Source organism: Amycolatopsis viridis (assembly GCF_011758765.1).
GTDB classification, from domain to species: domain Bacteria; phylum Actinomycetota; class Actinomycetes; order Mycobacteriales; family Pseudonocardiaceae; genus Amycolatopsis_E; species Amycolatopsis_E viridis.
Genome location: NZ_JAANOU010000001.1, coordinates 4,460,418 through 4,485,916 on the forward strand (window position 1 = coordinate 4,460,418; position 25,499 = coordinate 4,485,916).

Below are 25,499 nucleotides of genomic sequence, written 5' to 3' on the forward strand. Positions count from 1 at the left end.
ACCGGTTCCCTGAACATAGTGCAAGCCGCCACGGGCGTGTCCTACCGCGCTCGGACACTTTCGAGGGAAGGGTTCGGTCGGCATCCGTCAAGCGGCGCCCGCCGTTGATTGTTGAACGATCCTCTTGAAGGATCAGAGATCAGTGTGCTACTTTCCGGATCCGCTCCCGACTGGAAAGGCGGCACGATGAAACTCCGCGGAACTCTGCTCGCCGCAGGCGCCATCACCGCGACCGCCACCGCTGTCTTGGCCACCACGGGCGCCGCCGCGGCCACCACCTATACCCCGCCCGGGGGCTGGGACCACACCTGGTCGACGCCTGATCACAGCGCGACGGTCTACGTCGAGGAGCACGGCGACGTGATCAAGCTGTGCGACACGAAGGCGAACGGGAACTCGGCACAGGTGCTGGTGTTCCAGCACGGCTGGCGTAAAGCCTGGTGGACAGCGAAGGGGAACGGAACCTGCGTGATGCACCGGGCATCGGAGGGCGACCCCTACGATCTTGACGAAGTCGAGACCAAGCTCTATTTCCACGGTGCAGAAACGGAGGCAGACACCATACGCAGTTTCAGCAACGACCACTGAGCGGCCCGCGAGCACGATCCGCCGCGTCCACGGGAGGGCCTCCGCCCAGGACCAACCGGCCCGAGCAGCCCGAGGGACTTCCCCATCCTCCCGGAACCCGCCCGAAGAGCGAGCGGATGCCGCGATCGGAACTCCGGACGGAAGTGCGAAAACCAGGCTGGTCGACCGGAGCGTGGGCTGTTACGGGCGGGGCGGGGAAGAGCCCGGCCGGACCCCGATCTCCCGCTCGCACACCGCCGAGATGGCAAGCAGCCGGCCCTCGTCGAAGTGCCGGCCGGTCAGCATCACCCCGACCGGCAGTCCGCCGGACTGCGCGAGCGGCATCGACAACGCCGGGAGACCGGTGACGTTCGCGGGCGCGGTGTTGGTCAGCACGGCCCAGCCCCGCCGCACGCGCGCCGCGTCGGACGGTGCCGAGACGGTGTGCGGCAACCCGGGCGTGGTCGGCGACAGGAGCGCGTCGACCCCGGTGAGCGCGCGGACGTACCCCTGTTCGAGCCGTGCCCGCGCGTTTTGCGCCCTCGCGTACCACTCGCCGCGGTACGCCTCCTGCAGGTAGGCCCCGGCGAGCACCACCGCCTTGGCTGCGGTGCCGAGCTGCCCGGCACCGTCCCGCCAGCCCTGGGCGATCCCCTGCGCCAGCTCCGGCCAGTAACGCCCGCGCCACTGGTAGCCGTTGCCGCCCGCGGCCAGGAGCGCCGCCGTGCCTTCCACGGTGGTGCCGAAGCAGAGCGCGCCCGCGGCGGCGAGTTCGGGCAGATCCACGATGACGACCGTCGCTCCGAGTTTCGTCAGCCCGGTCAGCACGTCCTCGAAGGCAGCCCGCACGTCCGGCTCGGCACCGGCCACGCACTCCCGCACGACACCGAACCGCACCCCGGCCAGATCGGCGGGTGCATCCGCCACCGCCCGCGAGTAGCCGGACGGCGGGGGGAGGTCCCGCTGCCGGGGATCCGCTCCGTCGGGCCCGGCGAGCACGTCGAGCACCCGGGCCAGGTCTGCCGTGGTGCGGGCCATCGGTCCGAGGTGGTCGACCGTGTGGTCGATGCCCAGCGAACCCGTCGCGGGCACCAGCCCGTGGGTGGGTTTCAGGCCGAACACCCCGCACCACGCGGCCGGCACCCGGACCGAACCACCCTGGTCGGCGCCGACGGCGACGTCGACCGCGTCGTAGTGGAGCGCGGCCGCGCACCCGGAGGACGAGCCACCCGCGGTGCGGGCGTGGTCGAACGGGTTGCGCACCGGCCCGCCGAGCCCGGAATCGCCACCCGCGGCCAGCCCGAGCTCGTCCATCCGCGTGGTGGCCACGATGCGGGCGCCCGCCGCGCGCAACCGGGCGACGACGGTGCTGTCCGCATCCGGCCGGAACCCGGCGAGCAGCGCCGAACCCGCCGTCATGGGCACGCCGGACACCGCGATGCAGTCCTTCACCGCCACGCGGACCCCGTCCAGCGGACCGGATCCGGTCGGTTCGGCGTCCGTCCACAGGGTGACCGCGTTGAGCGGGTCGTCCGCGGTCGTCGGTGAGCGGGTGGGACGACCACTCGCCGGGCCGGGTTCCGGCGCCGGCAGCGCGCCGATGGTGTCCAGGATTTCGGTGACCAGTTCCCGCACCGCGGGCAGTTCGGCCGCGCCGACCGGCAGGCCGAGGCGGTCGGCCTGCCGGAGGGCGTCGGCGCCGGACAACGGCGAGCTCATCGCAGCGCCCGCCCGGCAGCCACCGCCATCGGGTCGCCGCCGCGGTGGGGCTCGCGCACCCAGCCCTTGTCCCAGCTCGACATCTGCTGCATGTCGATGTTGATGGCAGTGAAGTACCAGCGGCCGTCGATCTTGCGGAACTCGTCGTTGTACCAGCCCGTCATGAGGACGGGTTCGAACTCGCCCGAGCCGTCCGCGCGGGCCATCGTCGCGAATTCGAGCAGGTCCCAGCGCCCCGTCGCGGTGTCGCCGGAGGCCGCGACCTCGATCACCGGGTTGACCATGAAGTGCGCGGCCCACGGCATCATCCCGGCCACCCCGGAGAACCACTGGTGGATGGCGTCGTGCCCGTGGTGCTCACCGAAGACGTTGCTGCGCCACACGACGTCGCCGTCCGGCGCGAAGAGCGCCATCAGCGCATCGGGGTCGGCGCCGAGGTCGCAGGTCCGGGCGTAGTCGCTCTTGAGCTGCCGGATCGCTTCCAGGTCTTCCAGCCGCTGCAGGCGGGCGAGCAGGTCGTTCATGCGGGTGTCCTTTCGAGTTCGGCGGTGGTGTTCTTGCACAGGGAACGGCAGGAGCGTTCGGCGGCGCAGCAGACCGAGCAGATCGCGCCGCGGTGGAACGGGCAGGAGACGAAGTCGGCGGGCGCGTGCCGTTCGGAACACACGACGCAGCGCACGAGATCGTCACCGGGAACGACCTCCTCGGCGGTGGAGGCGACGGTGTAGTACCGGCCCTTGGTGGCCAGGGCGATCGCCGGCACGAGGACGAACGCCGCGGCTGCCGCCACGAACGGAGCCAACGTCATGCCCAGCGGCCCGAACAGTCCGAACGCCGGGGGAACCGACACGACGAGCGCGCCCGCGATGGCGCCCAGCCCAACCGGGTTGAGCGCGGGCAGCCGCGACCGGCGGTACTCGAACTGCGGCGGGGAAAGACGCAGCAGCCGCTTGTTGATCGTCATGTCCGCGACCACGCACGCGATCCACGCCAGCATGAAGACGCCACCGAACGTGAGAACCGCGTTGAGCCTGCTGTAGAGGTCACCGAACATCAGCGCGCCACCGAGGACCACGGTCAGCACGACGAACCAGTGCCGGCCGGGCGTCACCCCGAACACGCGGCAGAAGAACCCGGCGAACTGCAGCGACCCGGAGTAGGCGTTGCTGAGGTTGATCCGCAGCTGGGTGGTGACGACGAACAGCACACCCCACACCCCGAACACGCCGGGCAGGTACTTGCCGGGGTCGGTCTCACCGAACCGCAGCGACAGCCACGCACCGAGCAGCGTCGGGCCGAGGAACGTCACCGCGGCGAAGACCGGGCCCACCACGAACGACCCGAGCCGCCGGCGCCGGGCCGGGATGAACCGGCCGAAGTCCGCCGCGACGGGGATGGTCCCGGCGACACCGAAGGCCGCGGCGAGCAGCTGCAGCACCGGTGGCCCGGCATCCGGACCGGCACCGGCGGCCGGCCGGTAGGACCAGAAGCCGACGTCGACGGGCGTGTGCGCGGCATGCCAGATGGTCAGGGCCATGAACACCGCGAACACGGGAAGCGTCACCCACATCAGGATGTTCACCAGGCGCAGGCCGTACCAGGTCAGCGGGATGAACACGGCACCCGCACCGGCGTAGACCAGCCACCGCGGCACCGACGGCCACTGCGCCATCACCGCGTTCGCCATGATCGAGCCCTCGAACGCGAAGAACAGCAGCGAGTTCACGGCGAAGATCAGCGACGTCACCGTAGATCCGAGGAAACCGAACCCGGCGCCGCGGGTCAGCAGGTCGGAGCCGAGACCGCTGCGGGAAGCCGCGCTGGTCCACAGGTAGGCCAGCGCGCCGACGATCACGGTCGCGACGAGCAGCCCGACGACGAGGTTGACGGTGCCGTAGGCGTGCACGAGCGTGCCGCCCCAGGAGAAGAAGAACATCGCAGTGGTGATGCCGAACATGACGCCGAACAGGGACGGCACGCTCCACCGCTGGTAGCTCGAGGGCACCGGGCGCAGCGCGTAGTCCTCGCGGTTTTCGGCCCAGTTTTCGGAAACTTCGGTTGTGGTCATCGAGTCCTCCCGGACGGGAGCTGGGCCAGGTCTCCGGCGCGCGAAAACGCCGTGACCAGGCTCTTCGGTCACCCGCGGCGACTCGCCGCGCAGGTACTTCCCGGTCGCCCCGAGGTTCGCGGTGGCGACCAAGGCACGGCGCCGCCGGAGGCGACGATGCCGGTGGTGCAGGCCGAGCCCGGCCCCGCGGTAGCGGCGGGCGGCGGCCCCGCAAACTCTGCGCCACCGGCCTCGTCCGGTGCATCCCGGTGAACTCGCTTTTGGCCTATGTGAAAATCCGCGGGTACGCCGACGGTGGGCGGCAGGGGTTTCCTACGCCTCCTGGCGCAGGCGCTGGCTGATCACCTTCGTGATGCCGTCGCCCTGCATGCTCACGCCGTAGAGCGCGTCCGCGATCTCCATCGTCGGCTTCTGGTGCGTGATGATGATCAGCTGCGAGGACTCGCGCAGCTGCTCCAGCAGGCCGATGAGCCGGCGCATGTTGGTGTCGTCCAGCGCGGCCTCGACCTCGTCCATCACGTAGAACGGCGACGGGCGGGCGCGGAAGATCGCGACCAGCATCGCCACCGCCACCAGGGACTTCTCGCCACCGGAGAGCAGCGACAGGCGCTTGACCTTCTTGCCCGGCGGGCGGGCTTCGACGTCGACACCGGTGGCCAGCATGTCGTCCGGTTCGGTCAGCACCATCCGGCCCTCGCCGCCGGGGAACAGCACCGAGAACACCGTCTCGAACTCGCGCGCCACATCGTGGTAGGCGGACGCGAAGACCTCGAGGATCTTGTCGTCCACCTCCTTGATGACCGTCAGCAGGTCCTTGCGCGTCGCCTTCAGGTCCTCCAGCTGGGTGGACAGGAACTTGTACCGTTCCTCCAGCGCGGCGAACTCCTCCAGTGCCAGCGGGTTCACCTTGCCCAGCAGGGACAGGTCCCGCTCGGCCCGCTTCGCGCGCCGCTCCTGCGTGCTCCGGTCGTAGGGGATCGACGGCGGCGCGCTGACCTGCTCGCCGAGCGCCTTGGCCTCCTCGTACTCGGCCATCTCCTGCGCGCTCGGCGGCACCGGCACGTCCGGGCCGTACTCGGCGACCAGGTCGTCCAGGCCGATGCCGAAGTCGTCGGCGATCTTCGTCTCCAGCTGCTCCAGGCGCAGCCGCTGCTCGGCGCGCAGCACCTCGTCCCGGTGCACCGCGTCGGTCAGCTTCTCCAGCTCGTGGGTCAGCTCGCGGACCCGGTTGCGAACCTGGGTGAGCGCCGCCTCGCGCTGCTGCCGCACCACCTGGGCCTCGTCGCGCTCGGCCGCGGCCCGCTGCACGGACAACTCGATCCGCTCCAGGGCCAGCTCACCGGCGTCGACCACGGCGGCGGCGATCGCCGCACCGCGTGCCCGGGCCGCGCGGGCCTTCTCCGCCCGCTCCCGCGCCGCCCGCTCGGCGTGCGCGGCCCGGCGCAGCGATTCGGCGCGGCCGGCGATGCTGCGCGCCCGCTCTTCGGACGTGCGCAGTGCCAGCCGCGACTCGACCTCCTCCTGCCGCACCGCGGCGAGCCGTTCGGCGGCCTCGTCGCGGGCGCTGGTGTCCGGGTCCTCGTCCACCGGCTGTTCGGCCACCGCCGCCAGCCGCTCCTCCAGTTCGGCCAGGCTGGCCAGCGCCTGCTCGCGACTGGCCTCGACCTTCGCGCGCTGGTCCCGCAACCGGGTCACCTCGGCCTCGGCCGACCGGGCCGCCTGCTGCAGCCGGTTGAGCCGTTCCGACGACCGGGCCTGGCGGACCTTCGCCTCGGACAGCGCTTCCTTGGCCTGGCCCACCTCGTCGCGGCGGGCCTGCTGCTCGGCGCGGGCGCCCTCCAGCTCCGCGGCGGTCTGTTCCAGGCGCCGTTCCGCGGCCGCCAGCCGCTCCCGCGCCTCGTCGACCGCGGCCTGCACCTCGATGACGCTTTCGCTGCGGCCCGAACCACCGACGGCCCAGTGCGAGCCGAACACATCGCCCTCGGCGGTCACCGCGCTCACCTCGGGGTGCGCCGCGACCAGCCGCCGCGCGGCGTCGAGGGTATCGACCACGGCGATCCGGTCGAGCGCGCGCGCCACGGCCGGGCGCAGCACCTCGGGCGCGGTGACGACGTCACGCGCCCAGCGCGCACCGTCGGGCAGCGACGGCCAGGACGCGGTGCCCGCCGGGTGCGGCGCGCCGCCGAGCAGCACGCCCGCGCGGCCGGACTCGTTGTCCTTCAAGAACTTCAGCGCGGCGATGGCCTCCTCGCCGCCCTGGACGGCGACCGCGTCGGCGACCGGTCCGAGCGCCGCGGCGAGCGCCACCTCGTAACCCGGCTCGACGGACAGCAGCGCCGCGACCGAGCCGAGCAGCCCCGGCAGCCGGTCACCGGCGCCGAGCAGCTCGCCCGCGCCGTCCTTGCGCCGCAGGCCCATCGACAGTGCGTCCACCCGCGCCTTTTCCGACGCGATCTCGCGCTCGGCCTGCCGCTCCGCCTTGACGAGCTCCTCCACCCGGGCCTTCGCGGCCTGGTTGGCCTGCACCGCGCGGTCGTGGCGGTCCTGCAGGCCGGCGTCGTCGGACTCCTCGGCCCCGCCCTCGGCCCGGGCTTCCTCCAGCTCCTCGACGGCGATCTCGGCGCGGGCGGCGGCCTCGTCAATGGCTGCGGTCAGGCGGTCGATCTCGTCGGAGGTGGCGCTGTTCTTGCTGCGCAACGCCTCGACCTGGCCGGTCAGCTTCGCCAGGCCCTCCCGCCGGTCGGCGATCGCGCGGACCGCCGCCATGTGGGCTTTCTCCGCGGCCTGGACCTCGTGCTCCAGCTCCTCCCGGCGCAGCACGGCCTCGGCGAGGGTCTCGCGGGCCATCATGACGGCCTCGTTGAGCTCCGCCTCGCGTTCGGCGACCTGCTCGGCCTCGGCCAGCAGTTCTTCCGGATCGCGGCCGCCGGTCGAGGAGTCGACGTCGGCGGACAGGTGCCGCTGCCGCTCGACGGCCAGCCGCACGGTGCCGCGCAAACGCTCCGCCAGCGCGGACAGCTTGAACCAGGTGTCCTGGGCGGCGTTCAGGCGCGGGGCATCCTCCGCGACCATGGCCTCGAGCTGGGCCTCCTCGGCGCCGGCGAGCTCCAGCGCCTGTTCGACCTCGGCGCGGCGGGCGCGGGCGGCGTTCTCGTCCGCTTCCTCCCGCGCGATCGCCGCGCGCTGGGTGACCAGGTCGTCGGCCAGCAGGCGCAGCCGCGCGTCCCGCAGCTCGGCCTGCACGGCCTGCGCCTTGCGGGCGATCTCGGCCTGCTTGCCCAGCGGCTTGAGCTGACGCCGCAGTTCGGCGGTCAGGTCGTTGAGCCGGTCCAGGTTCGCCTGCATCGCGGTGAGCTTGCGCAGCGCCTTTTCCTTGCGCTTGCGGTGCTTGAGGACACCCGCGGCCTCCTCGATGAAGGCGCGGCGCTCCTCCGGCTTCGACTCGAGGATCTGCGACAGCTGGCCCTGCCCGACGATGACGTGCATCTCCCGGCCGATGCCGGAGTCCGACAGCAGCTCCTGGATGTCCAGCAGCCGGCACGAGCTGCCGTTGATCTCGTACTCACTGGCGCCGTCGCGGAACATCCGGCGGGTGATCGAGACCTCGCTGTACTCGATCGGCAGGGCGCCGTCGGCGTTGTCGATGGTCAGCGTGACCTCGGCGCGGCCGAGCGGGGCGCGACCGGAGGTGCCGGCGAAGATGACGTCCTCCATCTTGCCGCCGCGCAGGTCCTTCGCACCCTGCGTGCCCATCACCCAGCGCAGCGCGTCGAGCACGTTCGACTTCCCCGACCCGTTCGGGCCGACGACACAGGTGATGCCCGGCTCGAACCGCAGGGTGGTAGCCGAGGCGAAGGACTTGAAGCCCTTCAGCGTCAAGCTCTTGAGATGCACGTGGCGGGACCCTTCAACGCCTGGGTGATCCGCCGAGTCTATCGGTGGCCGGCCCGCGTCCCGGTCTTGACCGTGGGCGTGTTGTCCCCAGCCGCCCCTGCTGTCACTCCCGGCATAGCAGTCACTCCTCCACGAAACCGTCCAGCCCGCCCGCCGCCGGTGACCAGTGTTCGACGACATGATCCACACGACCGGGTGACGACGAGGACCGGAGGAGGTCGAGCAGCTGCTCACAGTGGCTCCGTGCACCCTCGGCTACCACCCGAACACGGCCGTCGTCGAGGTTGCGCGCGCTGCCCACCAATCCGAGCTCGAGCGCCCGGCACCGGGTCCACCAGCGGAAACCCACTCCCTGCACCCGCCCGGCGACCCATGCCGTGAGCCGGGCGGCATCCTTTTCACCTTCCACGGTCCCCATCCTGCCGGAAGCTTTCCGACTGCGGACAGTGATCATTTCGGCGCTCCTGGCGAGTCGGTCCTCACTCTTGGTGCTAATCTCACGGGCAGGCGCCACCATTCGGGCTCACTCGCCCGGGTGTGCTCAAGCCGCTTTCCCCGCCCAGTCAAGGAGCGACAATGGCCCATGTGGGGTCACGATCGGGTCGTCGGACCGAGATCTCGCAGGTCTCACCGCCGCGCGACTCCGCCACGCGCAGCCAGCGCAGCGGGTACGTGCTGCTCGCGGTGAGCGGCGCCGTGCTGGCCACCGCCTTCGGCGGGCTGGCCACGATCATCGCGCCGGATGCGGCACCGAAGCTCGCGGGCCCGGGTGGCGTCAACTCGAGCTCGGGAGCGCAGCTGGTTCCCGGCGTCGCGGCCCCCGGCCAGACACCGATGACGGTGAACGGCGTGGCGCTGCCCGCGGGAAACCGCACGGCCGTGGTCAGCACCAACCCGGACGGCACGCAGGTCGTGACGCTGCTCCCGCCGGCCGGATCGAACGAGGCCCCGATCGTGTTGCCGCCGGGCACCCCGCCGCCCCCGCGCAGCGACGAGCCCGGCGGGTCGTCCTCGACCAAGCCGAGCAACCCCCCGTCGAGCGCGAGCACGGCGCCGTCGTCGACCCCGAGCAGCAGCAGCTCCCCGCCGCCGTCGTCGACGAGCAGCAGCCCGAGCGAGACGGCGTCGAGCAGCGCTCCGCCGGCCTCGTCCAGCGAAGGCGGCAGCAACCCGTCCGCCGGGTGATCCACCGACCGCCGCGGACGGTCAGGCTTCGAAGCGGTAGCCCATGCCCGGTTCGGTGATCAGGTGCCGCGGTCGCGACGGTTCGCGCTCGAGTTTGCGCCGCAGCTGCGCCAGGTACACGCGCAGATAGTGCGATTCGTTCTCGTACCCCGGCCCCCACACCTCGCGCAGCAGCTGCTGCTGCGCCACCAGCCGGCCGCGGTTGCGCACCAGCAGCTCCAGCACGCCCCACTCCGTCTTCGTCAGGTGCACCTCGACGCCGTCCCGGTGCACCTTCTTCGCCAGCAGGTCGAGCGTGAACGACCCGGTCTCGACCACCGCCTCGCCCTCGGACGCCGGCACCGCCGACCGTCGCAACGCGGCCCGCAGCCGGGCCAGCAGCTCGTCCATCCCGAACGGTTTCGTCACGTAGTCGTCCGCACCGAGGTCCAGCGCCTTCACCTTGTCCGGCGACTCGCCGCGCGCGGACAGCACGATGATCGGCACCGTGGTCCAGCCGCGCAGGCCGCTGATCACGTCGGTGCCGTCGATGTCCGGCAACCCCAGGTCCAGCACCACCACGTCCGGCTTCGTCTCGGCCACCGCCCGCAGCGCTGCCGCGCCGTCGTGCGCCGTCACCACCTGGTACCCGCGCGCGGTCAGGTTGATCCGCAGCGCGCGCACGATCTGCGGCTCGTCGTCGACGACCAGGACCGTGCCGGTCTGCTCGGTCACGGAGCCACCTCCTTCAGCGTCACCGGCACCACGTCCGGAGCCTGGCACGCCTTGAGCGCCACGACCACCGTCAGTCCACCACCGGGGGTGTCCTCGGCGCGGACGGCGCCGCCCATCGCCTCGGTGAATCCTTTCGCGACGGACAACCCGAGCCCGACCCCCGGCGTGGCGTCCCGGTCGCCGAGCCGCTGGAACGGGGCGAACGCCGCGTCCGCCGCGCCCTTGCCCAGGCCCCGCCCGTGGTCGACGATCCGCAGCTCGACCCACTCCCCGTAGGCCGAGCCGCGCACCGCCACCGGCCCCGCACCGTGCCGCAACGCGTTGTCCAGCACGTTCGCGATCACCCGTTCCAGCAGACCGGGATCGGCCAGTACCGCGGGCAGTCGCTCGTCCACCTCGACGGCCACCGCCTCCGAACCGTCCACATTCGACAGCGCGTGCGCCACCACCTCGTCGTACCCCACGGGTCGCAGGTGGGTGCGCACCGCACCCGCCGCCAGCCGGGACGAGTCGAGCAGGTTGTTCACCAGCCGCGCCAGCCGGTCGGTGGACTCCTCCGCGGCCTCCAGCAGCTCCTCGGTGTCCTCCGGCGACAGGTCGATGTCACGCGCCCGCAGGCTCCCGATCGCCGCCTTGATCGACGTCAGCGGGGTGCGCAGGTCGTGCCCGAGCGCGGACAGCAACGCAGTGCGCAGTTGCGTCGCCTCGGCCTGCCGCTCCGCCTCGGCCTGCGCCGCGGCCATCCGCTGCTGCCGCAACGCGAGCAGCGCCTGCCCGGCCGCCGCCTCCAGCGCCCGCCGGTCCGCCGCCGGCAACGCACGGCCCCGCAGCGTCAGGTGCACGTCCGCGGTCACCGGGATGTCCACATCGGCCTCGTCCGGCTTGCCGCACGGGTTGACCCCGGCGTGCTCGACCACCTGCCACCGGCCGTCCCGCTTCTCCAGCAGCACCACGCACTCCATGCCGAAGTTCTCACGCACCTTGTCCAGCAGCCGCGGGAGCGGCTCGGCGTGGGTCAGCACCGTGCGCGCGTACGACGCCAGCAGCGACGCCTCGGTCCGCGCCTGCGCCGCCTGGGTGGCCCGCCGTGCGGCCCGGTCCACGACCAGCGCGACCAGCACCCCGACCAGCACCATCGCAACCAGCGTGATCACGTTGCTCTGCGCGTGCACCGTCAGGGTGTAGAGCGGCTCGGTGAAGAAGAAGTTGAGCAACCCGGCCGACAGCAGCGCCGCGACCAGAGCCGGTCCCAGCCCGCCGACCAGCGCGACCACGACCGCGGCGAGGAAGTAGTCGACCACGTCGGTGGAGAAGTCCAGGTCGCGGCGCAGCGCCATCCCGGTCACGGTGGCCAGGGCCGGTGCGAGGAACGCGAGCACCCAGCCGATCAGCAGCCGCGACGGCGCCAGCGGACTGCGCCGCCCGAGCCACGACCGGAGCCGCCCGCCGGCCTCGGCGTGGGTGACCATGTGCACGTCGATCTGCCCGGACCGCTGCACCACGCTGGCGCCGATGCCCTCGTCGAACAGCCGCGCTACCCGCGAGCGCCGGGACGTGCCCAGTACGAGCTGGGTCGCGTTGACGCCGCGGGCGAAGTCCAGCAGGGCGCTCGGGACGTCGTCGCCGACGACGGTGTGGAACGTGCCGCCCAGCTGCTCGGCGAGCTTGCGGTACCGGCCGGTCTCGACGTGCCCGAGCGGGGACAGCCCGTCGCCACGCAGGACGTGCAGCACCAGCAGGTCCGCCCCGGCGCGGGTGGCGATGCGGCTGCCGCGCCGGACGAGCGTCTCGCTCTCCGGACCGCCGGTGATGGCGACGACCACCCGCTCACGGGTCTCCCAGGTGTCGGTGATCCGCTGCTCGGCCCGGTACCGCTGGAGCGCCACGTCGACCTGGTCGGCCACCCACAGCAACGCCAGCTCGCGCAGGGCGGTGAGGTTGCCGGTGCGGAAGTAGTTGCCGAGCGCGGCGTCGATCCGCTCGGCCGGGTAGACGTTGCCGTGCGCGAGCCGCCGCAGCAGCGCCTCCGGCGTGATGTCGATCAGCTCGACCTGCTCGGCCCGGCGCACCACCTCGTCGGGCACGGTCTCCTGCTGCGCGACGCCGGTGATGCGCTCGACCACGTCGCCGAGGCTCTCCAGGTGCTGCACGTTCACCGTGGACAGCACATCGATGCCGGCCGCGAGCAGCTCCTCGATGTCCTGCCAGCGCTTCTCGTTGCGTGAGCCGGGCACGTTGGTGTGCGCGAGCTCGTCCACGACGGCCACCTCGGGGGCGCGGGCGAGCACCGCGTCCACGTCGAGCTCGCCGAACTCGCGGCCGCGGTGGCGGATCCGCCGCCGCGGCACCGTCTCGATCCCGTCGAGCAGCGCCGCGGTCTTGACCCGCCCGTGCGTCTCGACCAGGCCGACGACCACGTCCGTGCCGCGCTCCCGGCGGCGCCGCGCCTCGCCCAGCATGGCGTAGGTCTTGCCCACCCCGGGCGCCGCGCCGAGGTAGATGCGCAGCTCCCCCCGGCGCGGCGGGTCCTTCTCGACGTCCACGCGTTCAGTGTGCTCCTGCCCGCTGGACCGCGAGGTTGAGTGCGAGCACGTTCACCCCGGGAATGCCGATGCCGTGACCAGTGGTGTTGTCCTCGACCAGCCGCCGGACCCGCTCCTCGCTCAGGCCGGTGTTGCGCGCGACGCGCGGCACCTGCAGCTGCGCGTAGGCCGTGCTGATCGACGGGTCCAGGCCGGAGCCCGAGGCGGTGACCGCGTCGGCCGGTACCGCATCCGGCGCGACACCCTCGCGCTGCGCGACAGCCGCCCTGCGCTGCTCGATCGCGGCGACCAGCGCGGGGTCGAAGCCACCCTTGTTCGACCCACCGGAGACCGCCGGGTCACCGGCCGCAGACGGCCGGGTGTGGAAGTACGGGTCGTGCACCGGGTCGGCCGGCACGGGGTCGATCCCGATCAGCGCGGATCCCGCGACCCGGCCGTCCACCGTCACCAGCGACCCTTCGGCCTGGTCGTGCAGGCCGGGCAGGCGGGACACCGCCCACACGCCGAGGGGGTAGACCACCCCCAGCAGCACCGTGAACACCAGCAGGACGCGCAGGCCGGCACCGGCCTGGTTGAGCAGTGATTTCACCATGTCGGCTACCCGATTCCAGGGATGAGGCGGACCAGGAGGTCCACGAGCCAGATGCCGAGGAACGGCGTCACGATCCCGCCGGCCCCGTAGATCAGCAGATTGCGCCGCAGCAGCGCGGACGCGCTCGACGGCCGGTACCGCACACCCCGCAGCGCGAGCGGGATCAACGCGACGATGACCAGCGCGTTGAAGATCACCGCGGACAGGATCGCCGAGCGCGGCGTCGCCAGGTGCAGGATGTTCAGCGCGGCCAGCTGCGGGAAGATCGCCACGAACATGGCAGGCAGGATCGCGAAGTACTTCGCGAGGTCGTTGGCGATGCTGAACGTGGTGAGCGCGCCGCGGGTGATCAGCAGCTGCTTGCCGATCTCCACGATCTCGATCAGCTTCGTCGGGTCGGAGTCCAGGTCGACCATGTTGCCGGCCTCCTTCGCGGCCGACGTGCCGGTGTTCATCGCGACCCCGACGTCGGAAGCCGCCAGCGCGGGGGCGTCGTTCGTGCCGTCCCCGGTCATCGCCACCAGGCGGCCGCCCTCCTGCTCCCGGTGGATCAGCGCCATCTTGTCCTCGGGCCTGGCCTCGGCGAGGTAGTCGTCGACACCGGCGTCGGCCGCGATGGCCTTCGCCGTCAGCGGGTTGTCCCCGGTGATCATCACCGTCCGGATGCCCATCCGGCGCAGCTTGTCGAAGCGCTCCCGCATGCCGGGCTTGACCACGTCGGACAGCCGGATCACGCCCCGCACCACCGCCCGGCTGCCGGTCAGCTCGGCGACCACCAGCGGGGTGCCGCCCTGCTCGCCGATCTCGCCGGCGACGCGCTCGGTCTCGGCCGGGAACTCGCCGCCGTGCTCGGTGACCCAGGCGCGCACGGCGCTGACCGCGCCCTTGCGGACCTGGCGGCCGGGCAGGTCGGCACCGCTCATCCGCGTCTGCGCGGTGAACGGGACGAACTCGCCGCCGTCGGGGACCGGCGTCCCCTCGGTCAGTTCGACGACGCTGCGGCCCTCCGGTGTGCCGTCGGCCATGCTGGACAGCCGGGCAGCCTCGGCCAGCTGCTCCGGGGTCGTCGAGCCGACCGGGATCAGCTCGGTCGCCCGCCGGTTGCCGAAGGTGATGGTGCCGGTCTTGTCCAGCAGCAGCGTCGACACGTCCCCGGCGGCCTCCACCGCACGCCCCGACGTGGCGAGCACGTTGCGCTGCACCAGCCGGTCCATGCCGGCGATGCCGATCGCCGACAGCAGCGCCCCGATCGTGGTCGGGATCAGGCACACCAGCAGCGCGGTCAGCACGATCACCGGCTGCTCGCGGCCGGAGTAGGCGGCCATCGGCTGCACCGCGACGACCGCGAGCAGGAAGATGATCGTCAGCGTGGACAGCAGGATCGTCAGGGCGATCTCGTTCGGCGTCTTCTGCCGCGAGGCGCCCTCGACCAGGGCGATCATCCGGTCCACGAAGGACTCCCCCGGCTTGCTGGTGATCCGCACGACGATCCGGTCGCTCAGCACGGTGGTACCGCCGGTGACGGCCGACCGGTCGCCACCGGACTCGCGGATCACCGGCGCGGACTCACCGGTGATGGCGGACTCGTCGACCGTGGCGATGCCCTCCACCACGTCGCCGTCACCCGGCACGATCTCCCCGGCCTCGACGACCACCAGATCACCGGGCCGCAGCCCGGCGCCGGGCACGCGTTCCTCGCCGGCCGGGGTGATGCGCCGCGCGATCGTCTCCTTCTTGGTGCGGCGCAACGACTCCGCCTGCGCCTTGCCCCGGCCCTCGGCGACCGCCTCCGCCAGGTTGGCGAACACGACCGTGAACCACAGCCAGACCGCGATCAGGATGGTGAACACGTTCGGCTCGGCCACCGCGAACACCGTGGTCAGCAGCGATCCGGCCCACACTACGAACATGACCGGGTTGCGGACCTGATGCCGCGGGCCGAGCTTGCGCAGCGCCTCGGGCAGCGCGGTCAGCAGCTGCCGCCCGCTGAACACCCCCGCCCCCACGCGTTCCGGTTCCGCCGGTGTGGCGACGGGTTTCTCTTCGGTGAGGGTCATGCCAGGGCCTCCGCGACGGGACCGAGCGCGAGCGCGGGGACGAACGTCAGCGCCGCGACGAGAACGATGGTGCCGGTGAGCACCGAGCCGAACAGCGGCCCGGTCGTGGGCAGGGTGCCCGCGGTCCGCGGCACCTTCTGCTGGGCCGCGAGCGACCCGGCCAGGCACAGCACCGCGATGATCGGCACGAACCGGCCGACCAGCATCGCCACCGACAGCGACGACTGGAACCACCCGCTGGTGGCGGTGAGCCCGCCGAACGCGCTGCCGTTGTTGTTACCGGCCGAGGTGTAGGCGTAGAGCACTTCGGACAGTCCATGCGGACCGCTGTTGCCCATCGCCGGCACCGTGCCCGGCACGAGCAGGGCGGCGCCGGTCCCGAGCAGGACGACCGCCGGCATCGCCAGCATCGCGATCGCCGAGGCGGTGACCTCGCGCTTGCCGAGCTTCTTGCCCAGGTACTCCGGGGTGCGCCCGACCATCAGGCCGGCCAGGAACATCGCGATGATCGCCATCACCAGGATGCTGTACAGGCCGGTGCCGACCCCGCCGGGCGAGAGCTCGCCGAACAGCATGTGCAGCAGCGGCATCCCGCCGCCCAGACCGCTGAAACTGTCGTGCATGGCGTTGACCGCGCCGGTCGAGGTGCCGGTCGTGCTGGTGGCGAACAACGCGGACGAGCCGATGCCGAACCGCTGTTCCTTGCCCTCCAGGCCCGCCCCGGCCAGCAGCGCTGCGGGACCGTTCGGATGCGCCTCGGCCCACCAGGTCACCGCCAGCACGAACGTCCACAACAGACCCATCACCGACAGCAGCACGTACCCCTGCCGCGGATTGCCCACCAGCCGGCCGAACGTGCGGGTCAGCGACACCGGGATCACCAGGATCAGGAAGATCTCGACGAGGTCGGTCCAGGTGTTCGGGTTCTCGAACGGGTGCGCCGAGTTGGCGTTGAAGATGCCGCCGCCGTTGGTGCCCAGTTCCTTGACGACCTCCTGACTCGCCGCCGGCGCCAGCGCGATGGTGTTGCGCGCGCCGTCCGGCCCGGTGACGGCCACACCGGCGCGCAGGCTCTGCGTGACACCCAGCGCGACCAGCACGACCGCGAAGACGGCCGCGATCGGCAGCAGGATCCGCACGGTGCCGCGCGTCAGATCGACCCAGAAGTTGCCCAGCCGGTCGGTCTTCGCCCGCGTGATCCCGCGGACCAGGGCCATCGCGACCGACAGGCCGACCGCCGCGGACAGGAAGTTCTGCACGGTCAGCCCGGCCATGGCGACGAGGTGTCCCATGGTCGTCTCGGGCACGTAGGACTGCCAGTTGGTGTTGGTGACGAAACTGACCGCGGTGTTGAACGCGGTGCCCGGCCCGACCGGGCCGCGGCCGAGGCTCAGCGGCAGCGACGACTGGAGGCGCTGCAACAGGTACAGGACAACGACGGACACCAGCGAGAACCCGAGCACGCCGAGCGCGTAGGTGGGCCAGCGCTGCTCGGCGGACGGGTCCACCCGGCACACGCGGTACAGGCCGCGCTCGAACCGCAGGTGCCTCTCGCTGGTGAACACGCGCGCCATGTAGTCGCCCAGCGGCCGGTGCACGAGCGCGAGCGCCGCGAGCAGGATGCCGGCGGTGACCAGGCCGGAGGCTAGGTCGGACATCAGAACCGCTCCGGCCGCAACAGCGCGACGAACAGGTAGACGATCAGGCCCAGCGCCAGCACCCCGCCGGCCACGTTGGCCACCACCCCGGCGCCGTTCACAGCCGCTCCAGTCCGCGCAACGTCAGCACCAGCACCGCGAACACCGCGATCAGCAGCACCGCGTACAGCAGATCCGCCACTTCACACCTTCCGACAGGGTCACTCGTGGGTCACTCGATCGGTGACCGTTCCGGTGACAGCCTGCACTCGGGCGGGCTCGTTCCCGGCCTGCCTGACGGCACCTTGATACCGGTCCGGCGCGCGTTTACGAGTCATTGAGGTGCGTGTGCAACCGACCACAGTCCGTGCAACGCATCCGGTCAGAGCGGACCAATCGCGCAGACAGCTACCGAAGAGTTGTGTTACGACGGTGTTACACATAGTTGTAGTTGCTCAGTATCTGGAGGGGAGCACGTATGTGCGGCATCACGGGCTGGGTTTCCTTCGAGACCGACCTCACCCAGCGGCGCGAGGTGCTCGACGCCATGACCGAGACGATGGCCTGCCGCGGCCCGGACGATTCCGGGACGTGGCTCGCCCCGCACGCCGCCCTCGGGCACCGGCGGCTGGCCATCATCGACCTGCCCGGCGGCCGCCAGCCGATGTCGGTGGCCACACCGGCGGGCGAGGTCGCCATGGTCTACAGCGGTGAGGCGTACAACTTCGCCGAGCTGCGCCGCGAGCTCGAGAGCAAGGGCCACACCTTCCGCACGGACAGCGACACCGAGGTCGTGCTGCACGGCTACCTGGAGTGGGGCGAGCCCGTCGCCGAGCACCTCAACGGCATGTACGCCTTCGCGATCTGGGACGCGCGCGACGACGAGCTCGTCATGATCCGCGACCGGATGGGCATCAAGCCGTTCTACTACTACCCCACCCGCGACGGGGTGCTCTTCGGCTCCGAGCCGAAGGCGATCCTGGCCAACCCCGTGGCGAAGCGGATCGTCGACGCCGACGGGCTGCGTGAGCTGTTCTCGTTCACCAAGCAGCCCGGCTGGTCGCTGTGGCACGGCATGTCCGAAGTGGAGCCGGGCACGATCGTCCGGGTCGGCCGCGACGGCCTGCGCACCCGCACCTACTGGAAGCTCGAGGCGCGCGAGCACACCGACGACCGGGACACGACGGTCGCGCGGGTGCGTGAGCTGATGACCGACATCGTGCACCGGCAGCTGGTCGCGGACGTCCCGCGCTGCGTGCTCCTATCCGGCGGCCTGGACTCCAGCGCGATCACCGGTCTGGCCGCCGCGCGGCTGCGCGAGGAGGGCGAGCAGTTGCGCACCTTCTCGGTCGACTTCGTCGGGCAGGAGGAGAACTTCAAGCCCGACGAGATGCGCGACACCCCGGACGCCCCGTTCATCCGGGACGTGGCGAAGCTGGTCGGCTCGGCGCACCAGGACGTCGTCCTCGATCCCGCCGCACTGACCGATCCGGCCGTGCGGCGCGCCGTCCTCGCGGCCCGGGACATCCCGGTCGGCCTCGGCGACATGGACACCTCGCTGTACCTGCTGTTCAAGGCGATCCGCGCGGAGTCGACGGTGGCGCTGTCCGGCGAGTCGGCCGACGAGGTGTTCGGCGGGTACCGGTGGTTCCACGACGGCACCGCCCGTACCGCCGACACCTTCCCGTGGCTGGCGTTCCGCACCGGCGCCCACGACCGGGGCGGTCTGCTGCCCCGGGACGTGCAGTCCCGGCTCGACCTGGAGGGCTACATCGCCGACCAGTACCGCACGGCGCTGGCTCAGGTCGAGCACCTGGACGGCGCGAGCGCGCTGGAGCGGCGGATGCGCGAGGTGTGCCACCTGCACCTGACCCGCATGGTGCGGGCACTGCTGGACCGCAAGGACCGGGCGTCGATGGCAGTGGGGCTGGAGGTGCGGGTGCCGTTCTGCGACCACCGGCTCGTCGAGTACGTCTACAACACGCCGTGGTCGCTGAAGACGTTCGACGGCCGCGAGAAGAGCCTGCTGCGGCACGCCACCAGGCACGTGCTGCCGCAGTCCGTTGTGGACCGGGTGAAGAGCCCGTACCCGTCCACACAGGACCCGGGGTACGCCGCGGCGTTGCAGCAGCAGGCGAAGGAGGTGCTGGCTTCGCCCGACGACCCGGTGTTCGCGCTGGTGGACCGGGCCTGGGTGACCGGCGCGGTGGGACAGGACCCGGCGACGATGCCGTCGCGGACGCGCCACGGCCTGGATCGGCTGCTGGACCTGCACCACTGGCTCGACCTCCGCCGCCCGGAGCTGCGAATCTGAGGATTCGCTGTGAAATCCGGACATCGGGCACAAGTGGGTGTACGGCGGCGTTGGACAGGTCAGGAGAGGTGAGACAGATGACCCAAGCATTCACGCAGACCGCGTTCACCAGCGCGCGCACGAGCACGCGGCTCCCGACCCTGCCCACCGGCTGGCCGATCGGGTCCTACGAGTCCTACGAAGAGGCCCAGCGGGCGGTCGACCACCTCGCCGACAACGACTTCCCGGTGGCTGACGTCACGATCGTCGGGGTGGAGCCGATGCTGGTCGAGCGCGTCGCCGGCAAGCTCAGCTGGGGCCGGGTCCTCAGCAGCGCGGCGATGTCGGGTGCCTGGTTCGGTATCTTCGTCGGCCTGCTGCTGACGATGTTCACCCCGGGCGCCGGGCTGCTGCCGATCCTGTTCGGGCTCGTCGCGGGTGTGGCGTTCAGCATGGTGTTCGCCGCCATCAGCTACGGCGCCACGCGCGGTCGCCGCGACTTCGTGTCGCAGACCCAGCTGGTGGCGCGCCGCTACGACGTGCTGAGCCAGCCGCGCAACGCCGAGAAGGGCCGCGAGCTGCTGGCAAACCTCGCCGCGCGGGCGCACGTGTTCAACTGACCGGTCGAGCTCATGGCGAGCCCCGGGCCGGTTTCCGGCCCGGGGCTCTTCCGCGCCCGGGGTTCATCGGGGTGCGGCACCTGCCGCGAGGGCTTCGGCGAGCCGCGGCACCTGGAGCTGTGACCACGGGCTGAACACGAACGGCGTGCGGCTCATGCTCTCCACCAGATCGGCCCACCCGGCCCAGCGCCATTCGCACACCTCGTCAGGCGCCGGCAGCGGGTCGGACTCGGCCTGCGCGATCCACACCGGGCAGAACTCGTTCTCCACCACCCCGCCGGCGTCGGTCGCGGTGTAGCGGAAGTCCGGCAGCACCGTGCGCAGCCCGCCGACCGCCAGCCCGAGCTCCTGCTGCGCCCGGCGGACGATGGCCTCCGCCATGTCCTCGCCCGGCCCGGGGTGCCCGCAGAACGAGTTGGTCCACACCCCCGGCCACGTCTTCTTGCCGATCGCGCGCCGGGTCATCAGCACCCGGCCGGAGCGGTCGAAGACGTAGCAGGAGAACGCCAGGTGCAGCGGCGTGTGCGCGTCGTGCACCGTGCTCTTGGGCGCGGTGCCCACCGGCGCGAAGCGTTCGTCGAGCAACACCACGAGTTCTTCCTGGGGCACGTGTCCCGCCTTCCGTGGGGTCAATGGGTGCGCCGCGGCCGGGGCTGGCAACGCGGGCAGAAGTAGGACGACCGGTTCATGAACGGCTCCCGGCGGATCGGCGTGCCACAGCGGCGGCACGGGCGATCGCCCTGGCCGTACACGTTGAGCGAACGGTCGAAGTAGCCGGACTGGCCGTTGACGTTGACGTACAACGCGTCGAACGACGTGCCGCCCGCCCGCAGCGCCTCGTTCATCACCTCGGCGGCCGCTTCCAGCACCGCCGCGCCCTGCGCGCGCGTCAGCTTCTCCGTGGGGCGGGCCCAGTGCAGCCGCGCCCGCCACAACGACTCGTCGGCGTAGATGTTGCCCACCCCGGACACCAGCGTCTGGTCGAGCAGCGCGCGCTTGATCTCGGTGCGCCGGGAACGCAGCGCCGTGACCGCCGCGGCCGGATCGAACTCCGGGTCCATCGGGTCGCGTGCGATGTGCGCGATCGGCGCAGGCAGCAGCGTGCCGTCCGAGGTCACCAGATCCGCCAGCGCGAGCCCGCCGAACGTGCGCTGGTCGACGAACCGCAGCTCCGGACCGCCGTCGTCGAAGCGGATGCGCACCCGCAGGTGCTTCTCGTCGGGGGCGCCCTCGGGCTGGACGAGCATCTGGCCGCTCATGCCCAGGTGCGCGAGGATCGCCTCCTTGTCGGAGAGCTCCAGCCACAGGTACTTGCCGCGGCGGCGCGCCGCCTCCACGCGAGCCCCGGCGAGACGGCCGGTGAAGTCCTCCGGACCCAGCTCGTGACGGCGGATCGCGCGCGGGTGCAGCACCTCGACGCGCGCGATCCCGCGGCCCGCCACGTGGGCCTCCAGCCCGCGGCGCACCACCTCGACTTCGGGAAGCTCAGGCACCCCATCACCCTAACCGCCACCAACGACAGTTCCCGAGATCCGACCGGGTCGCCGCGTCACAACAGACGGTGACGGCCCTCCCGCACCAGCCAACTCACCACCCGCACCAGCAAACACAGCGTCACCAACGGCAAACACGCTGCCCGCACGGGTGAACACGCCGACCCCACCGGCAAACACGCCCCCGGCGGCGTGTTCGCCGCCCCCGGCGGCGTGTTCACCGCTCCCGGCGGCGTGTTCGCCCCTCCCGACGGCGTGTTCGCCCCTCCCGGCGGCGTGTTTGCCGCTCCCGGCGGCGTGTTTGCCGCTCCCGGCGGTGGGTTGGCCGCTCCCGGCGGTGGGTTGGCTGGGAAACGGCGAAGCCGGGCCGCCGCGCGTGGCGGCGACCCGGCTTCGCGGGAACGAAAACTACTCCGAGCCTCGGGAACTACTCCGAGCCCTCGGGCTTGAGCTCCTCGGAGAGCGCGCGCCAGGCCGTCTCGGCGGCCTTCTGCTCGGCTTCCTTCTTGGTGGTGCCGGAGCCGTTGCCGAAATCGCGCCCGGCCACCAGAACCGTGGCGCTGAACTCCTTGCGGTGGTCGGGCCCGGTGTCCTCGACCTTGTACTCCGGCACGCCCAGCCCGGCCGACGCGGTCAGCTCCTGCAGGCTCGTCTTCCAGTCCAGCCCGGCGCCGCGCAGCGGGGCCTCGGCCAGCAGGTCGTCGAAGAGCCGGTGCACGAGCGCGCGGGCCGCGTCGATGCCGTCCGCCAGGTAGACCGCGCCGATGACGGCCTCGAGCCCGTCGGCCAGAATGCTCGCCTTGTCGCGCCCGCCGGTGAGCTCCTCGCCCTTACCCAGCAGCAGGTGCGCACCGAGCCCGCCCGGGCCGAGCCCGCGCGCGACCCCGGCCAGTGCATGCATGTTGACCACGCTGGCCCGCAGCTTCGCGAGCTGGCCTTCCGGCAGCTCGGGGTGCGTGCGGTACAGGTGGTCGGTGACGACCAGCCCGAGCACGGCGTCACCGAGGAACTCGAGCCGCTCGTTCGGCGGCAACCCACCGTTCTCGTACGCGTACGAGCGGTGGGTGAGCGCCAGCGTGAGCAGCTCGGCGTCGAGTTCGACGCCGAGCGCTTCGAGCAACGGTTTCGGGTCGGCGGCCGGCCCTCCCGATCTCGACCTGCCCCCCATCCTGGTCAGCGACCTCAGGCGGGCTCGACGACCTGACGACCGTCGTACTGGCCGCAGGTCGGGCAGGCCACGTGCTGCGGCTTCGGCTGCCGGCAGGCCCGGTTCGAGCAGGGCACCAGCTGCACGGGCGTCGCCTTCCACTGCGCACGACGGTGGCGCGTGTTGGAGCGCGACATCTTCCGCTTCGGGACGGCCACGACTGAATCTCCTCATCCACGGTTCGCTCACGCGGGCGCGAGCGTGCTTACTCACTGCTTACGAGCTGCTGCCCGTTCAGGCTTGCCGGCCGGGCCCACCCGCGGACGAGTCGCCGAAGCGCTCGACCAGCGCGGCCCACCGAGGGTCTATCGTCTCATGCCCGTGTCCGGGGCCGAGATCGGCCCACTTCCCACCGCATTCGGGGCACAGCCCGGGGCAGTCCTCGCGGCACAGCGGGACCTGCGGCAGGGCGAGCACGACCGCGTCGCGAACCAGCGGCTGGAGGTCGATCCGGTCGTCGACCAGGCGCATGACCTCGTCTTCGTCGGTCGTCTCGTCGGTGGTGGAGTCCGGGTAGGCGAACAGCTCGGTCAGCTCGACCTCGACCTCGTCGTCGATCGGGTCGAGGCAGCGCGAACAGGCCCCGGTCGTCCGCACCGCGGCGGTGCCGGTGACCAGCACACCCTCCACGACCGACTCGAGCAGCAGGTCCAACTCGACCTCGGCGCCCTGCGGCACCACGATCACGTCGGGCACGCCCAGCTCGACGCCGGTCGGCGCGGTGCGCTGGATGGTGCGGCTCAGGCCGGCGCGCCGGCCCAGCTCACGGGTGTCGACGACCCACGGGTCGCGGGCGTCGGGGGAGACATTCTGCTGAGACATCGGTCCGTTGGGTAGAGGGTGTGCAGAGGGCTGCGGGCAACCTCACCACTCTACGCCCTCCCCCGGTCAGGGCTGGAAGTCGTACAGGGGCGTGGGCCGCTGGCCGCCGAGGCCGGACGGGGCGCGCAGGTGGTTGCGGCCGGAGTCGACCGTGCGCAGGGTCGTGGACAGCAGTTCGGAGAACTCGGCGAGCTTGCCGTCGACGTAGGCGTCGCAGTCGGCGCGCTGGCGGTCGGCCTCGGTGTGGGCCTCGTCCACGATCCGGGCGGACTCGGCGTGCGCGGCCTGCACGACCTCGGTCTGGGACACCAGGCGGGCCTGCTCGTGGCGGCCGTCCTCGACGGCGCGCTCGTAGGCGTCGCGACCGGCCTGCATCATGCGCTCGGCCTCGGCGCGGGCCCGCTCGGTCAGGTTGTGGTACTCGGCTTGGCCCGCGGAGATCATCCGCTCGGCTTCGGCGCGGGCGTCGGCCATGATCTGCTCGGCGCGCGCGTGCGCGTCGGCGACCATGCGCTCGGCCTCGGCGGCCGCCTCGGAGGTGACGCGGTCGGCCTCGGCGTTGGCGTCGGTCACCGTGGTCTCGGCCTGCGTGCGTGCCTTTTCGAGCAGGTCGTCCCGCTGGTCGAGGACGTCCTGGGCGTCGTCGACCTCGCGGGGCAGCGCGTCCCGCACGTCGTCGAGCAGTTCGAGCACGTCCCCGCGCGGGACCACGCAGCTGGAGGTCATCGGCACACCGCGTGCCTCTTCCACGATCGTGACGAGCTCGTCCAGCGCCTCGAACACCCGGTACACAGCAACTCCCTAGGTGGCCTGTCCCCATCCGGCTTGCCCCAAGTCTGCCCGGTTCGCGGCGCAAAGGGCGGGAGGCGCGATACCGGGCGTGTCCGAGTGGTGCCGCCGCGGTGGCCGGGAACGGGACCGACGGCCCCCGGGAGCCGTCGTCCGGTCAGGCGCGTCCGGCCAGCTTCGCCGTCAGCTTCGCGAACACGACGTCCGGGACCAGGTTCTTCACGTCCCCGCCGTAGGTGGCGACCTCCTTGACCAGCGAGCTGGACACGAAGCCGTAGGCGGGATTGTTCGACATCAGCAGTGTCTCGACGCCGGAGAGCTCGCGGTTCATCTGCGCCATCTGCAGCTCGTAGTCGAAGTCGCTGACCGAGCGCAGGCCCTTCGCGATGGCCACGATCTCGTTGCGCCGGCAGTACTCGACGAGCAGGCCGTGCCAGGAGTCCACGCGCACGTTCGGCAGGTGCGCGGTGATCTCCCGCAGCATTTCCATCCGCTCGTCGATGGAGAACAGGCCCTGCTTGGACTTGTTGATCATGACCGCGACCACGACCTCGTCGAACAGCTTGGCCGCCCGCTCGATGATGTCGAGGTGGCCGTTGGTCACCGGGTCGTAGGAGCCTGGACACACCGCACGCCGCATGGCGCGGACGCTATCAAGCTCTACCCGCCCTGGCGCGGTGAAGTGACGTACTCCGCCCAGTACAACGCCGTGTCGCCGTAGCGCGAGGTGCGCATGGGGTGGAACCCGGACGGCCAGTCCGGTTCGCCGTCGCGCAGCGCGCGTTCGACGATCAGCAGACCGTCCTCGGCGATCCAGCCGTTGGCGGCGAGCGTGGCCAGCACGGCCCCGATCTTCGCCGCGTCGACCGAGTAGGGCGGATCGGCCAGCACCAGCTGGAAGGGTTCGTCCGCCGGCTGCGCCAGCACGGTCTCCACCGGACCGGAGCGCACCGACCCGCCCAGCCCCAGCGCGGCCACGTTGGCCTTGAGCACCTGCGTGGCCCGCCGGTCGGACTCGACGAACACCGCCTCCGCCGCGCCGCGGGACAACGCCTCCAGGCCCAGCGCACCGGAACCGGCGTAGAGGTCCAGCACCCGCGCGCCGGTCAGCTCCCCCGCCGCCTCCAGCGCGTTGAACAACGCCTCCCGCACGCGTTCGGACGTCGGCCGGGTGCCCTGCGCCGGCACCTTGAGCCGCCGTCCGCTCGCCGCCCCGGCCACGATCCTCGTCACACCCCCATCATCGCGCTGTGTTCTGCGCGGTGTTTTGCCCAGGACCCGGTGAACGGTGCGCGCGGC

23 protein-coding genes are annotated in these 25,499 nt (G+C 71.7%); 3 read left to right on the plus strand and 20 right to left on the minus strand.

All coding sequences use genetic code 11. The features are described from left to right. The first annotated feature begins 111 nt into the window (after nt 1-111). Nucleotides 112-588 carry a hypothetical protein gene (locus tag FHX46_RS22060; protein ID WP_208400239.1) on the plus strand — a complete coding sequence of 159 codons (477 nt, stop codon included), beginning with the start codon at nt 112-114 and terminating at the stop codon, nt 586-588. A 180-nt stretch (nt 589-768) separates the two neighbouring features. On the opposite strand, the gene FHX46_RS22065 is transcribed toward FHX46_RS22060, so the two are convergent. The 12 genes from FHX46_RS22065 to kdpF all read right to left on the minus strand — a co-directional run bounded on the left by FHX46_RS22065 (nt 769) and on the right by kdpF (nt 17,098). After that, nucleotides 769-2,286, minus strand: coding sequence for an amidase family protein (locus tag FHX46_RS22065; RefSeq protein ID WP_167118344.1), 1,518 nt, complete (start codon nt 2,284-2,286; stop codon nt 769-771). Continuing rightward, nucleotides 2,283-2,810: a nuclear transport factor 2 family protein gene (locus FHX46_RS22070; protein ID WP_167118347.1), complete on the minus strand. Its 528-nt coding sequence runs from the start codon at nt 2,808-2,810 to the stop codon at nt 2,283-2,285. The genes FHX46_RS22065 and FHX46_RS22070 overlap by 4 nt, the downstream gene beginning before the upstream one ends. Beyond that, entirely contained in the window at nt 2,807-4,354 is a 1,548-nt protein-coding gene (locus FHX46_RS22075) for a purine-cytosine permease family protein (protein ID WP_167118350.1), read from the minus strand. The genes FHX46_RS22070 and FHX46_RS22075 overlap by 4 nt, the downstream gene beginning before the upstream one ends. A 312-nt stretch (nt 4,355-4,666) precedes the next feature. Then, on the minus strand, nt 4,667-8,248 hold the full coding sequence (smc, locus tag FHX46_RS22080; protein ID WP_167118353.1) for a chromosome segregation protein SMC: 3,582 nt from the start codon (nt 8,246-8,248) through the stop codon (nt 4,667-4,669). 121 nt (nt 8,249-8,369) lie between these two features. Beyond that, nucleotides 8,370-8,702, minus strand: coding sequence for an acylphosphatase (locus FHX46_RS22085; RefSeq protein ID WP_167118356.1), 333 nt, complete (start codon nt 8,700-8,702; stop codon nt 8,370-8,372). A 109-nt stretch (nt 8,703-8,811) separates the two neighbouring features. Next, the gene (locus FHX46_RS22090; RefSeq protein WP_167118359.1) at nt 8,812-9,438 is read right to left on the minus strand and encodes a hypothetical protein; all 627 of its coding nucleotides are present in this window, start codon (nt 9,436-9,438) and stop codon (nt 8,812-8,814) included. Between the two features lie 16 nt (nt 9,439-9,454). Continuing rightward, the gene (locus tag FHX46_RS22095; RefSeq protein ID WP_167118362.1) at nt 9,455-10,147 is read right to left on the minus strand and encodes a response regulator; all 693 of its coding nucleotides are present in this window, start codon (nt 10,145-10,147) and stop codon (nt 9,455-9,457) included. Further along, nucleotides 10,144-12,690: a DUF4118 domain-containing protein gene (locus tag FHX46_RS22100; protein ID WP_167118365.1), complete on the minus strand. Its 2,547-nt coding sequence runs from the start codon at nt 12,688-12,690 to the stop codon at nt 10,144-10,146. The genes FHX46_RS22095 and FHX46_RS22100 overlap by 4 nt, the downstream gene beginning before the upstream one ends. 4 nt (nt 12,691-12,694) lie before the next feature. Next, nucleotides 12,695-13,282 carry a potassium-transporting ATPase subunit C gene (locus tag FHX46_RS22105; protein WP_167118368.1) on the minus strand — a complete coding sequence of 196 codons (588 nt, stop codon included), beginning with the start codon at nt 13,280-13,282 and terminating at the stop codon, nt 12,695-12,697. Between the two features lie 5 nt (nt 13,283-13,287). Beyond that, a complete protein-coding gene (kdpB, locus tag FHX46_RS22110; protein ID WP_167118371.1) occupies nt 13,288-15,339 on the minus strand; it encodes a potassium-transporting ATPase subunit KdpB in 2,052 nt (683 codons plus the stop codon). Then, entirely contained in the window at nt 15,336-16,997 is a 1,662-nt protein-coding gene (kdpA, locus tag FHX46_RS22115; protein WP_167118374.1) for a potassium-transporting ATPase subunit KdpA, read from the minus strand. The genes kdpB and kdpA overlap by 4 nt, the downstream gene beginning before the upstream one ends. Beyond that, nucleotides 16,997-17,098 carry a K(+)-transporting ATPase subunit F gene (gene kdpF, locus FHX46_RS28615; protein ID WP_167118377.1) on the minus strand — a complete coding sequence of 34 codons (102 nt, stop codon included), beginning with the start codon at nt 17,096-17,098 and terminating at the stop codon, nt 16,997-16,999. The genes kdpA and kdpF overlap by 1 nt, the downstream gene beginning before the upstream one ends. A 356-nt stretch (nt 17,099-17,454) precedes the next feature. On the opposite strand from kdpF, the gene asnB reads away from it, so the two are divergent. Then, the gene (asnB, locus tag FHX46_RS22125; protein WP_167118380.1) at nt 17,455-19,290 is read left to right on the plus strand and encodes an asparagine synthase (glutamine-hydrolyzing); all 1,836 of its coding nucleotides are present in this window, start codon (nt 17,455-17,457) and stop codon (nt 19,288-19,290) included. 77 nt (nt 19,291-19,367) lie between these two features. Further along, nucleotides 19,368-19,889 (plus strand): general stress protein, encoded by a 522-nt coding sequence (locus FHX46_RS22130; RefSeq protein ID WP_167118383.1) that lies wholly within the window; start codon nt 19,368-19,370, stop codon nt 19,887-19,889. A 63-nt stretch (nt 19,890-19,952) separates the two neighbouring features. On the opposite strand, the gene idi is transcribed toward FHX46_RS22130, so the two are convergent. The 8 genes from idi to rsmD form a co-directional block, all read right to left on the minus strand. Beyond that, nucleotides 19,953-20,498, minus strand: coding sequence for an isopentenyl-diphosphate Delta-isomerase (gene idi / locus FHX46_RS22135; protein WP_167118386.1), 546 nt, complete (start codon nt 20,496-20,498; stop codon nt 19,953-19,955). A gap of 20 nt (nt 20,499-20,518) precedes the next feature. Then, nucleotides 20,519-21,382, minus strand: a complete 864-nt coding sequence (gene mutM / locus FHX46_RS22140) for a bifunctional DNA-formamidopyrimidine glycosylase/DNA-(apurinic or apyrimidinic site) lyase (protein ID WP_167118389.1) — start codon at nt 21,380-21,382, stop codon at nt 20,519-20,521. A gap of 427 nt (nt 21,383-21,809) precedes the next feature. Then, nucleotides 21,810-22,550: a ribonuclease III gene (rnc, locus tag FHX46_RS22145; RefSeq protein WP_167118393.1), complete on the minus strand. Its 741-nt coding sequence runs from the start codon at nt 22,548-22,550 to the stop codon at nt 21,810-21,812. 14 nt (nt 22,551-22,564) lie between these two features. After that, on the minus strand, nt 22,565-22,747 hold the full coding sequence (gene rpmF / locus FHX46_RS22150; protein WP_167098616.1) for a 50S ribosomal protein L32: 183 nt from the start codon (nt 22,745-22,747) through the stop codon (nt 22,565-22,567). A 76-nt stretch (nt 22,748-22,823) separates the two neighbouring features. After that, entirely contained in the window at nt 22,824-23,411 is a 588-nt protein-coding gene (locus tag FHX46_RS22155; protein ID WP_167118397.1) for a YceD family protein, read from the minus strand. A 66-nt stretch (nt 23,412-23,477) separates the two neighbouring features. Beyond that, nucleotides 23,478-24,203: a DivIVA domain-containing protein gene (locus tag FHX46_RS22160; RefSeq protein ID WP_167118400.1), complete on the minus strand. Its 726-nt coding sequence runs from the start codon at nt 24,201-24,203 to the stop codon at nt 23,478-23,480. Nucleotides 24,204-24,357: 154 nt separating this feature from the next. Continuing rightward, a complete protein-coding gene (gene coaD / locus FHX46_RS22165) occupies nt 24,358-24,840 on the minus strand; it encodes a pantetheine-phosphate adenylyltransferase (RefSeq protein ID WP_167098624.1) in 483 nt (160 codons plus the stop codon). 20 nt (nt 24,841-24,860) lie between these two features. After that, complete coding sequence (gene rsmD / locus FHX46_RS22170) at nt 24,861-25,433, minus strand: 16S rRNA (guanine(966)-N(2))-methyltransferase RsmD (RefSeq protein WP_313886218.1); 573 nt, start codon at nt 25,431-25,433, stop codon at nt 24,861-24,863. Nucleotides 25,434-25,499 lie beyond the last annotated feature (66 nt).